Genomic DNA, 11267 nt, shown 5'->3' on the forward strand with positions numbered 1-11267 from the left:
CCCCTATGCCGACGTTCGTTCGCCACCGTGCGCATGACACGCCGCTGATCGTCAGCGGCATCCTGCACAATCACGGAGGCCCGCCCCATGCGACCTGATCTCGCCGCCTTGCCGCCACGCTACCTGCGCACGAAGGAAGCCGCCGCCTTCCTCAGTCTCTCCGCACGCACGCTGGAAAAGCACAGGACCTACGGGACAGGGCCAGCATACCACAAGCTCGGTGGCCGCGTCGTCTATTCGGTCGAGGACCTGGCGGCCTGGGTCGCGCGCGGAACAGTTACCTCCACCTCCGATCCGCGTGGGCAGGTTCTCCCGGCAAAACCTCTGCCGGCGGCGCCATTTACCTCGCCCAAGCGCGTTACGCGCTGAACGCAGCTGCGGTCCCGCGATGGCAGCCCAACACCGATCCGCCTCGGAACGCGGACAACTCGATCTCTTTCGGGCGCTTCCCGGTGAATTCGCACCACGAGACGCACAGGATCTCATGGCTTATCCCTTTTTCTCCCTTTCCAAATCGCACCGCATCCGCCCGATTGATTTTGCCCTGGGCAGCGTCTCGATCCGTGTCGAAGCTGTTCCCGATCACGGCATGGCGACGATCTGGGACGCCGATATTCTGATCTGGGCCGCCAGCCAGATCGTTGAAGCGCGGGACGCAGGTCTGCGCACGTCACGCCTGATGGCGGCAACGCCCTATGAGATCCTGACATTCACGGGGCGCGGAACATCCCGGCGGGACTATCAGCGCCTGAAGGCGGCGCTCGACCGCCTGCAATCGACCACGGTTGCAACCTCGATCCGTCAGCCCGCCAATGGGCGGCGCCATCGCTTTTCCTGGATCAACGAATGGCGGGAGCGGACCGGGGTCGATGGCCGTCCGGACGGCATCGAGCTGATCGTTCCCGACTGGTTCTACAGCGCCGTCCTGGATGATGCCCTGATCCTCACCATCGACCGGACCTATTTCGACCTGACGGGCGGGCTGGACCGCTGGCTCTATCGCCTGGTGCGCAAGCATGGCGGGCGGCAGAAAAACGGCTGGCGGTTCGATTTTCGCCACTTGCATCAGAAATCTGGAAGTCTGTCGCCGTTCAAACGCTTCGCGTTCGAGCTGCGCGACATTATCCGCCGCCAGCCGCTGCCCGGTTACACCCTGTTCGCCGAGGTCGAAATCGGCGGCCGGATGTTGCTCGCTTTCGAGCCCGTTCCTGCCTGTGGAAAACCTGTGGATAGTCTCGTGCTATCGGGAACCCGCACTATCGTGCCATCAGGAACCGCCGGCTCGTGCTATCAGGAACCCAAACAGCAGTTATCCTACGGTAATAAAAGCGGAAATCACGCCCTTAACTTAGAGTCTAACACAGAATCTAACTTTGAAGAGCGGCGGCGCGATGTGGAAAAGCTCATCGCGCAGGCTGGCGCGGCCCTCAGATCGGGCGCACGCCATGGCAAGGCGACCCCTCCAGACCGTGGGAAACTCGGGTCAACAAACACCCCTGAACTTCCTCTTGGCAAGCCGGGAGGGCGCAGATGATCGTCGCGCTCCTGAACCAGAAGGGCGGGGTCGGCAAGACCACGCTGGCGCTGCATCTTGCCGGAGCCTGGGCTTTGGAAGGACGGCGCGTCATCCTGATCGACGCCGATCCGCAAGGCTCCGCGCTCGACTGGTCCGAGCGGCGCAGCCATGAAGGGCTGCCGAGGCTGTTCAGCACCATCGGCCTGGCCCGCGATACGCTGCACCGCGAAGCGCCTGAACTGGCGCGTGATGCTGATGTCGTTGTCATCGACGGGCCGCCCCGCGTCGCGGGCCTTATGCGCTCGGCGCTGCTCGCCGCCGACCTTGTGCTGATCCCGGTGCAGCCGTCACCCTTCGATGGCTGGGCCTCGGCCGAGATGCTGGCGCTTTTGCACGAATCGCGCATCTACCGTCCCGGGCTTGCCGCCCGCTTTCTGCTGAACCGATGCGGCGCCCGTACCGTCATCGCCAGGATGACGGCCGAGACGCTCGCGGATCAGGATCCGCCCTTGCTCGCCACCACCATCGGCCAGCGCGTCGCTTTTGCGGAAAGCGCACAAACCGGACGGTTGGTTTGCGAGACCGATGGTAGCGAACGGGCCGCTCGTGAGATCACAGCACTGGCGAGCGAGATCAGTGCCCTCGGCATAGGCAGGACAGGGACATGACCCGCCCTTCCGTAAAGGCGAGTTTCGTATCCCGTCCCGGCGATCCCGATAGCTGGGTCAAGGCCGCAGATGCGCCAGCCCACGGCAAAGCCGCTGACGAGGCATACACGGCGCGCCTGACGATCGACGTCACCCCGGAGCTGCGCGGGCGCATCAAGGTCGCAGCCTTTCGGCGCGGCATCACCGTCGCCGTCATGCTGCGGGAGATGCTGGCCGGCGAGTTTCCACCCGCCGAGGGAGATCAGCCATGACCGGTCATGCGGAACGTCCTGCTGATGGCCGTCCGTTTCAGGGCGAGCCTGCGCCCTTCACCACATTGGTCGAACTGACCTTCCGGAAGCAGAAGGTCGAGCAATGGATACGCTTCGGCCGCAAGAGCTTCGAACAGATCATCGACCGTCGGCGCTGCATCGTTGGTTTCGCGCCCGGGAGCATCTTCGCCTTTGTCCGCTGGGCCTCCAACGACTACGGCACCATGGTTTCCCGTCTCGACATCTTGCGTGCCATCGGACGCGGCGAACCGTTCCAGACAGTGCCTTTCGTCCGGCCCGGCGGCGAAATCCTGCTGCAGATCAACGGTTGGCAACACGTGCAGCGCGCGTTGGTCGCTATCGATGCCGTGGAGGCACTTGGCCTCGATCCGGCTGACGTATCGCCGGATCACTGGCGGCATGTTCACAACCGCCTGAGCGCCGGTCAGGAACCGAACAGCTACACGACTGCGCGCCATGAAGCATGGATCGGCCGCAGGAGGATCGCGCCGTGAGCCGCCGCCATATTTTCGTGGTGGCAACGCTTGCCGCCGCCAGCCTTGTCGCGACGGCTGTCGCCGATCTGCCGACCCGGCTGATCTGGAATGCTACCGCCAGCGCGCCTATCGGCTTCTACACCGTCGAGCCCGCCAATGGACTCGAAGTGCCAGATCTGGTCGCGATCATGCCGCCTGAACCGCTGGAAAGCTTCATGGTACGCCGCGGCTATATCGGTCGCGGTGTACCGCTCCTGAAGCACATCCTCGGTCTGCCGGGGCAGCGCGTCTGCCGCAGCGGCGCAACCATCACCGTCGATGATGTGGAGATCGGTGACGCGCTGGAGCGTGACCGCATGGGCCGCGATCTGCCGGTCTGGCAGGGCTGCCGCATCATCCGCGACGGCGAACTCTTCCTCATGAATGGGCAAGTCCACGACAGCCTTGATGGCCGTTACTTCGGACCCGTTCCCGCCACTTCCGTCATCGGCCGGGCACTGCCGCTCTGGACCGATGAGGAAGCCGATGGCCGCTACCAATGGCGCGCGGTCACCCACTGAACCCAACCCGAAGACCTCAGACCAAGGAGACTTCTCATGCCACAGATCGGACAATTTACCCGTGACGAAGCCGGCTTCATTGGGCGCATCCAAACACTGACGCTCGACTGCGAACTTGCGATCGTTCCGGCGGAAAACAGCGATGCCGAAAATGCGCCCGATCACCGGGTCCATCTCGGCGATGCGGATGGGCCGGAGGCCGGTGCTGCATGGGCGCGCACTGGCGAAAAGGCCGGAGAATATCTCTCCGTGCTGCTGGATGATCCGACCTTGCCGCATCCGATCCGCGCCAACCTGTTCCGCGACGACGATGCAGGCACGTCCTGGTCGCTGCATTGGAATCGCCCTCGACCCCGCGAAGATCGGGACTGAGGTCATGCGATCCCATGCTCTTCTTCTCTTCACGGCCTTGCTGGCACTTGGCAGCGGCACGACGCATGCCATTGCTCAAGCGACGCCTGGGCCCGTATCCATCTCTGCGCATCCCCATGCTGCGTTCATTGCCGAGGCATCACAGCGTTTCGGCATTCCAGAGCACTGGATTCGTGCCGTCCTGCGCGTGGAAAGCGCGGGCGATGTGCGCGCCGTGTCGTCAGCGGGCGCGATGGGATTGATGCAGGTGATGCCCGAGACATGGGCGGGCTTGCGCATCCGCCATGGTCTCGGCCGCGATCCCTATGATCCTCGCGACAATATCCTTGCGGGCACGGCTTATCTGCGTGAGATGTGGGATCGCTACGGCAATGTGGCGGCGATGCTCGCCGCCTATAATGCCGGTCCCGGGCGCTATGAGAAATATCGCTCAACCGGCCGCGTTCTGCCCACAGAGACTCGCGCCTATGTCGCCACGCTCGCGCCGCTTCTTGGCGGCGAGGCTGCGTCTGATGTGCTGGCAATGGCGCCGAGCCCACCACCGGATTGGCGAGAAGCCCCGCTCTTCGTCGCGCAATCCATCGGCAAAGTGGCTGCGGTCAGTCGGCCGCCCGGCGACACATCCGCAACCGTTCCGATGCGCGATCCGGTCGATGCGGTCTCGCAGGACGGCAGCATATTCGTCGCCCGCGCGGGAAATGGAGATGCTCCATGAGCATGGCGTTCCCGCGTTCTTTCGCTCCGGCTCCGGTGTGCAGTCAGGCAGGTTTGCGCCTGGCTGCATTCCAGGCAGGAAGGGCAAAAAGGGAAGGAAAGGCGGAGGGCAAGATAAAAGAACATGGCACTCCGTCGCGCCAGTTCAGAAAATTCTTGTTGTCTGCACACTGGTTAGCGGGGCCGCAGGTGGCACCACGGTTTTGGGCAGCGCGTGCCGCGATTGTTCGCAATCCATTGACTTTACTGAATTTTCATCGGCACTACGGCGGTGAAGTGATCGATTTTCGGCCATTCTTGTCGAGGCCGCACCCATGAGCGCAGACGACGAGAACCGCTTCCGCCCGAAGCCCGGACGCATCCGGTCCGATGCGCCCAAGGCGAGAAGTTTTTTGACGCAGGCAAAGAAGCTCGCCCGCCAGCAAAGCAATGCGCATTCCCGGTACTCACCCCGCTCTGGCTCCGGCAGGGCCGGAAAGAATGGAAAGGCGTCGTCCGATGCTGGTGGGCCTGGCATCAAGCGGGGACGCGGTGCCTCCTTTGTCCGGGCACGCAGCCTGTCTGGTGGCTGGCGGCACAGCAAGGCGGGAGTGCGCCGCGTTGTCGTCAAAACCCGCTATGTCCGGCAGGCCGGGAAGAACGGCAAGGCCGCCGCCCACCTGCGCTATATCCAGCGGGACGGAACATCGCGTGGTGGTGAGCGCGGACAGCTCTATTCTGCGCATGACGACCACGCCGATGGCGAGGCCTTCCTTGATCGCGGCAGGGATGATCGCCACCAGTTCCGCTTCATCGTCTCGCCCGAGGATGGGGTGGATCTCACCGACCTGACCGAACACACCCGCGATCTGATGAAGAGCATCGAGGCCGACCTTGGCACCCGGCTCGATTGGGTGGCGGTCAATCACTACAATACCGGCCAGCCCCATGTGCATGTCATCGTCAACGGTCGCGACGATCTGGGCGCTGATCTCGTCATCAATGGCGACTATCTCGCCAACGGCATTCGCGAGCGGGCGAGTGAGTTGGCCACACTGGAACTTGGCCCCGTCACCGAGATCGAGCAGAGCCGTAAGCTGTCGGCGGAGATCGACCAGGATCGTTTCACGCGGATCGACCGCGCCATGACCGAGGAGGCCGAGGATCGTTTCCTCGACCTGCGCCATGAACCAGGCGACAGCCGTCGGCAGTTCAATCGGACTCTGCGGCTGCGCCGTCTCGCCAGGCTGGAAAAGATGGGGTTGGCCGCCGAGCACGCGCCGGGCGTCTGGGAACTTGATGCGAAGATGGAACCGGAGCTGCGCGAACTGGGCGAACGAGGTGACATCATCCGCGCCATGCACAAGGCGCTGAAGGCTGATGGCCTGGAGCGGGATCCGATAACGTTCCAGCTCCACGATGCAGCACCCGCGACACCGATCACAGGCCGCATCGTGGACAAATATCTCACCGACGAGATGGGCGAGAATCTGACCCTGGTGGTGGACGGCATCGACGGGCGCACGCACCATGTTCCCGGCATCGACCCGGCCCACGTCGAAGACGCCCGGATCGGCAGTATCATCGAGGTCGGTCCCGCTGATACGACAGGGCGTCCATCCGATCGCACCATTGCCGCGATCTCTGAGCATGGCATCTACCGGCCAAGTCGTCATCTCGAACAGGCGAAGTTCGAGGGCCGCGTGCCAGGCGGTGATTATCAGGGCTATGTGGATTCCCATGTTAGGCGGCTGGAGGCGTTGCGCCGTGCCGGGATCGCCGAGCGGATCGACGCTGACCAATGGCGCATCCCGCAGGATTTCGAGAACCGTGCCGCCGCCTATGATGCCGGTCGCAACCGGCAGGCCAGCATCCGCATTCTGTCTGCCAGCCAACTGGAACAGCAGATTGGTGCCGATGGCGCGACCTGGCTTGATCGGCGGCTGATGACGCCGGCTGCCGCGGACCTTACTCCGGCAGGGTTCGGGCAAGAGGTGCGCGACGCGATGGATCAGCGCCGTGACCATCACATCGAACAAGGGGATGCCACCCGAAGCCGTGAAGGCCGCATCCTCTATCGGCGGAACCTGCTTGCCAGTCTGCGTGAGCGGGAAGTGGCGCGGGTTGGCGCTGAAATGGCCGAGAGCAAGGGGCTGCCGTTCCGGGCTGCTGCTGATGGCGAGAATGTCAGCGGCAAATTCACAGGAACCGTGCAGCTATCGAGTGGCAAATTCGCCGTGGTCGAGAAGAGCCATGAGTTCACCCTTGTCCCGTGGCGACCGGTTATCGACCGTCAACTCGGCCGCGAGGTGATGGGTGTCGTGCAGGGCGGGTCGGTGTCCTGGCAGTTGGGGCGGCAACGAGGATTGGGGATCTGATCCTTGGCTTGTCTTGAGGCAGCGTGGTTTGTTCCGGTTGCGCAGGCAGGAGCAGCGTCCTTGAACAGGTCTGTCCGATGTGCCGCCGATGGTATCCGGCAGCGCGTTGGTCTGGCCTTTCCTGTTGCCACTCGCGAAAACGCCTATTCTCTGATCGGCTCCATCTCTCTTGCCGATTGGAGCCTGTATGCGTGGGGGCCGGATCCTCTGGGGTCAGATCATTGTCGTTTTTTCGATCACCCTGATCACGGTCTGGGCCGCGACCGAATGGGTCGCATTCCGCCTCGGCTTCCAGCCCCAGCTCGGCAATCCCTGGTTCGATGTCGCGGGATGGCCGGTTTATTATCCGCCGGCCTTTTTCTGGTGGTGGTTTTCCTTCGACGCCTATGCGCCGGGTATTTTCACCGAGGGCGCGATCATCGCCACATCCGGCGCAATGGTCGCTATCGCCGCCGCATTCCTCATGTCGATCATCCGGGCGCGTGAGGCGCGCAATGTCGCCACCTATGGTTCTGCCCGTTGGGCCGAGGATAAGGAAATCCACGCGGCGGGGTTGCTCGGCCCCGATGGCGTCGTGCTCGGCCGGCATGACCGCGATTATCTGCGCCATGACGGGCCTGAGCATGTTCTGTGCTTTGCGCCGACGCGCAGCGGCAAAGGCGTTGGCCTTGTCGTCCCGACACTGCTCACCTGGCCGGGGAGTTGCATCATCCATGACATCAAGGGCGAGAACTGGAACCTGACAGCGGGTTTCCGGTCCTGGCACGGCCGGGTGCTGCTCTTCGATCCGACCAATGTCCATTCCGCAGCCTACAACCCGCTGCTGGAGGTGCGACAGGGCGAATGGGAAGTCCGCGACGTCCAGAATATCGCCGATATTCTGGTCGATCCCGAAGGCAGCCTCGACAAACGCAACCATTGGGAAAAGACCAGCCATTCGCTGCTGGTCGGTGCCATCCTGCATGTCCTCTATGCCGAGAAGGACAAGACGCTGGCCGGCGTCGCGAACTTTCTGTCCGATCCCCGCCGCCCGGTTGAGGCGACCCTGCGCGCTATGATGGACACACCGCATCTGGGCGAAGCCGGGGTGCATCCCGTTATCGCCTCTTCGGCGCGAGAATTGCTCAACAAGTCCGAGAACGAACGCTCCGGCGTGCTGTCGACCGCCATGTCCTTTCTTGGCCTCTACCGGGATCCGGTCGTGGCCCGCGTGACGCAGCGCTGCGATTGGCGCATTGCCGATCTGGTCGGTGCCAAAGAACCTGTCAGCCTCTACCTTGTCGTGCCGCCCTCGGACATCAACCGCACCAAGCCGCTGATCCGTCTGATCCTCAACCAGGTCGGGCGGCGGTTGACCGAGGAACTGGAATCGTCAGGCAAGCGGCATCGCCTCCTGTTGATGCTGGACGAGTTTCCGGCGCTCGGACGGCTGGACTTCTTTGAATCTGCACTGGCGTTCATGGCTGGCTATGGGCTGAAGGCGTTCCTGATCGCGCAATCGCTCAACCAGATCGAGCGCGCCTATGGTCAGAACAACGCGATCCTCGACAATTGCCATGTCCGCGTGGCCTTTGCCGCCAACGATGAGCGTACCGCCAAGCGGATCAGCGATGCCCTTGGCACCGCCACCGAAATGCGCGATTCCACCAACTATGCCGGTCATCGCCTCGCGCCATGGCTCGGGCATCTCATGGTCTCACGCCAGGAAACGGCGCGGCCGCTGCTGACGCCGGGCGAAATCATGCAGCTACCGCCCTCCGATGAGATCGTCATGGTGGCGGGCGTGCCGCCAATCCGGGCGGCCAAGGCACGTTACTATGCCGATGCGCGGTTTCAGGAACGGGTGTTACCGCCGCCAGATCTGCGCAAGCAGCCGGTGAAGATTACCACACCGGCGTCGGACGACTGGACGAGCCGCGTCGTTACGGGTCCGGCCGACCGCGAATCTGCGGCGAGCACGCCCGACGACGATTCCGCCAATGCCGGTATTCGCCGTGAGCCGGAGCTGCCCGAGCATGAGGAAATCGTCCCGCCACTGCCGTCGCCCGGAACAGAATTCGACATTCTGGACGATGAGCCCGACGTCGACGCCGCAAAGGCGCGCGCCATGCGCCAGCGGATGCGCATGGTTGCGCGGCAGGCGTCGATGAATCCCAACGACGGTATCGATCTTTGAGGGAGCACCGATGGTCACTCGCACCCGCATGAATGTGTATTTTTCGCCCGATCTGTTGAAGCAGGTCGAGGCGCTTGCGCTGCGTCGCAATGTTTCCAAATCCGCAGTGATTGAGGCTGCGGTAGCGTCCTTCCTGTCCGGCGACACGACCGAACGGCTCGAAGCCGCCATGTCGCGACGCCTGGATAAACTTGGCCGCCAGTTTGACATGCTTGACGAAGATGTCGCCATCCTCGGCGAGACGCTTTCGGTATTCGTCCAGTTCTGGCTGACCATGACCCCGCCGCTGCCAGACAGCGCGAAGCAGTCAGCGCGCATCAAGGGTAATGAGCGCTTCGAGGGCTTCATGCAGACCCTCGGCAAGCGTCTTGCTACCGGTGATAGGTTCCTGAAGGAAATTTCGCGCGAGATGCCGGGCGGACTGCGGCTTGAACAAGGTGATTAACACTGCGTCTACCAACGCCAACAAAGCCAACTGGCTGACGGTTGCCCCATCTGTGGCGTCGGCTTAGGCGCTCAGCGAATTGTCTGTCGGCACTAATGACCGACGACTGAGGGTAGCGATCGTCTGCTCATGGACAATCGCCAGCGCGCCGGTCGCATCGGCGCCAAGACTGATCCGTTTTCCGGGTGATGACACCGTCGATGGCAATCGACGGCACATCAGATCTGCCAGCGCGCTATCTTCAACCGCGCAGATTACCTGGCGACCGGATGCACATAGTTGTGCCAACACCTCCGCAAGATGGACTGTACGGAAATCATCGACATGCTGCACCGGGTCATCCAGCAGGATGCTCTGCCATTTGCTCCATGCGATTGAGAGATTGACCGACAGGAGGAACGCGAGACCTGTCGCGCGACGCTGGCCGCTCGAGAAGATGAACTGGGGGTTCACCTCCCCATCGACTTTTAAGGTGAGGAAGCGTTTCACATCGCCGCGCACACTATACTCAATGTCTCCCCAGACCGGATGGGGGCGAAGACGCTTGTATAGCTCAGACATCAGCGGAATCACGCGATCGAGGCGGAGTTGCAGGGTCTCAGCGGCGGCGCGGCGCGCGGCATCGTAGATCGATTTCGCGCGGATTTCGGCAGCGCGCGCACGCCCCAGACGAACTTCGGCCGATCTTACACGCTCGGTCGCGGCAGATTGTTCTCCAGTAACACGGGCGATGACGCGATCGATTGAGAGCGTGTCAAAAATGCGCAGGTCTGACGCAATGGACTGCCGGTGAGTCTCCACCTTCGCAAGGCGGCTCTCGATCTCAGCGGCGGTGGCATTTGCTAACGAGGCGGCCACAAGAAGAGTCTCGAAATCCTTGATCAAAGTTGCCAACTGATCGCGCTCGGCGGTGGCTTTGAGGAGGGCATGCTCGGTAGTATGCACTTCGCGCAGGGCAGCATCCCGTTCACGCTCTTTTTGCGCCTGCTCCACCGCTTGGGTGTCCAGTCCCTTCGCGATGCTGAGCGCTTGATCGAGGCGTTGACTGAATTCATCGTGGCTGATGCCGCTCGCACATAGCGGGCAATGGCCGTCACGTAGTCCGAGCTGACGGCCCAGTTCCACCAGGTTTTCAAGCTGCTGTGCCTGAGTCGAAAGATCACTTGCCTCTGGTGACGCGGACAATGCGTTCACCGCATCATCGTAGCGTAACTGCGCCGTTGCCGCGGCGACTGAAGCCTCGGATAAACGCTCCTCGGCATCTGGGAGACCACGCTGTGCGCCCTCGAACCGGGCATATCCGGCGATCAGCGATTGCAGGTTTTCGATCTCGAGCGTGATGGCAGCGAGACGTTGACGGGCGAAATCTGACAATTGGCTTCCAGAGCCGCTCGTCTCCAGAGTCCGTTGCAGGCGGGCGGTGGCTTGTCCGACGACGTCTACGCCTGGCAGGGATGCGCGCGCCTGATCAAGTTGCCTCGCCGCATTGGCCTGCGCGATGCCCGCTGCCTCCACTTCCCCCTGTGCCACCTTCGTCTTGGCGGCGGCTGCGGAATGGATCGCCTGGGCGCGCTTGATCCAGTCCTCTGCATCGACGGCGCCAATCGCGTCACGGAGCAAGGTGAAACGTTCTCCCTCCTTCAGATCCAGACTTAACAGGCTGCGGAAAAAGGCGCCGCAGTGGTCACCGTCGATCTGCGTTCGAAGGAGG

Annotated in this window: 13 protein-coding genes; 12 read left to right on the top strand and 1 reads right to left on the bottom strand. The window is 62.7% G+C overall.

Annotated features, from left to right (window positions below; all coding sequences use genetic code 11):
* Nucleotides 1–87: 87 nt before the first annotated feature.
* The 12 genes from ACODRZ_RS24270 (at nucleotide 88) to ACODRZ_RS24325 (ending at nucleotide 9556) form a co-directional block, all read left to right on the top strand.
* Nucleotides 88–369: a helix-turn-helix transcriptional regulator gene (locus tag ACODRZ_RS24270; protein ID WP_488986269.1), complete on the top strand. Its 282-nt coding sequence runs from the start codon at nucleotides 88–90 to the stop codon at nucleotides 367–369.
* 115 nt (nucleotides 370–484) lie between these two features.
* A complete protein-coding gene (locus ACODRZ_RS24275) occupies nucleotides 485–1534 on the top strand; it encodes a replication initiator protein A (protein ID WP_488986270.1) in 1050 nt (349 codons plus the stop codon).
* Nucleotides 1531–2184: a ParA family partition ATPase gene (gene parA, locus ACODRZ_RS24280; protein ID WP_488986271.1), complete on the top strand. Its 654-nt coding sequence runs from the start codon at nucleotides 1531–1533 to the stop codon at nucleotides 2182–2184. Before ACODRZ_RS24275 ends, parA begins: the two co-directional genes overlap by 4 nt.
* Nucleotides 2181–2435, top strand: coding sequence for a hypothetical protein (locus ACODRZ_RS24285; protein WP_488986272.1), 255 nt, complete (start codon nucleotides 2181–2183; stop codon nucleotides 2433–2435). Before parA ends, ACODRZ_RS24285 begins: the two co-directional genes overlap by 4 nt.
* A complete protein-coding gene (locus ACODRZ_RS24290; RefSeq protein WP_488986273.1) occupies nucleotides 2432–2950 on the top strand; it encodes a DUF2840 domain-containing protein in 519 nt (172 codons plus the stop codon). Before ACODRZ_RS24285 ends, ACODRZ_RS24290 begins: the two co-directional genes overlap by 4 nt.
* Nucleotides 2920–3492 (top strand): S26 family signal peptidase, encoded by a 573-nt coding sequence (locus ACODRZ_RS24295; RefSeq protein WP_488986274.1) that lies wholly within the window; start codon nucleotides 2920–2922, stop codon nucleotides 3490–3492. Before ACODRZ_RS24290 ends, ACODRZ_RS24295 begins: the two co-directional genes overlap by 31 nt.
* Before the next feature lie 36 nt (nucleotides 3493–3528).
* Nucleotides 3529–3864, top strand: coding sequence for a DUF736 domain-containing protein (locus ACODRZ_RS24300; RefSeq protein ID WP_488986275.1), 336 nt, complete (start codon nucleotides 3529–3531; stop codon nucleotides 3862–3864).
* A gap of 4 nt (nucleotides 3865–3868) precedes the next feature.
* Nucleotides 3869–4579, top strand: coding sequence for a lytic transglycosylase domain-containing protein (locus ACODRZ_RS24305; RefSeq protein ID WP_488986280.1), 711 nt, complete (start codon nucleotides 3869–3871; stop codon nucleotides 4577–4579).
* Complete coding sequence (locus ACODRZ_RS24310; RefSeq protein WP_488986276.1) at nucleotides 4576–4896, top strand: hypothetical protein; 321 nt, start codon at nucleotides 4576–4578, stop codon at nucleotides 4894–4896. The genes ACODRZ_RS24305 and ACODRZ_RS24310 overlap by 4 nt, the downstream gene beginning before the upstream one ends.
* Before the next feature lie 806 nt (nucleotides 4897–5702).
* Complete coding sequence (locus ACODRZ_RS24315; protein WP_488986281.1) at nucleotides 5703–6935, top strand: DUF3363 domain-containing protein; 1233 nt, start codon at nucleotides 5703–5705, stop codon at nucleotides 6933–6935.
* Between the two features lie 187 nt (nucleotides 6936–7122).
* Nucleotides 7123–9111: a conjugal transfer protein TraG gene (locus ACODRZ_RS24320; protein ID WP_488986277.1), complete on the top strand. Its 1989-nt coding sequence runs from the start codon at nucleotides 7123–7125 to the stop codon at nucleotides 9109–9111.
* Nucleotides 9112–9121: 10 nt separating this feature from the next.
* Nucleotides 9122–9556 (top strand): ribbon-helix-helix domain-containing protein, encoded by a 435-nt coding sequence (locus ACODRZ_RS24325; RefSeq protein ID WP_488986278.1) that lies wholly within the window; start codon nucleotides 9122–9124, stop codon nucleotides 9554–9556.
* A gap of 63 nt (nucleotides 9557–9619) precedes the next feature.
* Here the strand turns inward: ACODRZ_RS24325 and ACODRZ_RS24330 are convergent.
* On the bottom strand, nucleotides 9620–11267 hold a 1648-nt coding region (locus tag ACODRZ_RS24330), incomplete at its 5' end, for a hypothetical protein (protein WP_488986279.1).

This window comes from Novosphingobium sp. FG90 (assembly GCF_057808725.1).

Bases quoted from the DNA above. Each gene is read 5' to 3' on its own strand.
- ACODRZ_RS24285 (WP_488986272.1), top strand. From the start codon at position 2,181: ATGACCCGCCCTTCCGTAAAGGCGAGTTTCGTATCCCGTCCCGGCGAT.
- ACODRZ_RS24270 (WP_488986269.1), top strand. From the start codon at position 88: ATGCGACCTGATCTCGCCGCCTTGCCGCCACGCTACCTGCGCACGAAG.
- ACODRZ_RS24305 (WP_488986280.1), top strand. From the start codon at position 3,869: ATGCGATCCCATGCTCTTCTTCTCTTCACGGCCTTGCTGGCACTTGGC.
- ACODRZ_RS24315 (WP_488986281.1), top strand. From the start codon at position 5,703: ATGACCGAGGAGGCCGAGGATCGTTTCCTCGACCTGCGCCATGAACCA.
- ACODRZ_RS24325 (WP_488986278.1), top strand. From the start codon at position 9,122: ATGGTCACTCGCACCCGCATGAATGTGTATTTTTCGCCCGATCTGTTG.
- ACODRZ_RS24300 (WP_488986275.1), top strand. From the start codon at position 3,529: ATGCCACAGATCGGACAATTTACCCGTGACGAAGCCGGCTTCATTGGG.
- ACODRZ_RS24295 (WP_488986274.1), top strand. From the start codon at position 2,920: ATGGATCGGCCGCAGGAGGATCGCGCCGTGAGCCGCCGCCATATTTTC.
- parA (WP_488986271.1), top strand. From the start codon at position 1,531: ATGATCGTCGCGCTCCTGAACCAGAAGGGCGGGGTCGGCAAGACCACG.
- ACODRZ_RS24310 (WP_488986276.1), top strand. From the start codon at position 4,576: ATGAGCATGGCGTTCCCGCGTTCTTTCGCTCCGGCTCCGGTGTGCAGT.
- ACODRZ_RS24290 (WP_488986273.1), top strand. From the start codon at position 2,432: ATGACCGGTCATGCGGAACGTCCTGCTGATGGCCGTCCGTTTCAGGGC.
- ACODRZ_RS24275 (WP_488986270.1), top strand. From the start codon at position 485: ATGGCTTATCCCTTTTTCTCCCTTTCCAAATCGCACCGCATCCGCCCG.
- ACODRZ_RS24320 (WP_488986277.1), top strand. From the start codon at position 7,123: ATGCGTGGGGGCCGGATCCTCTGGGGTCAGATCATTGTCGTTTTTTCG.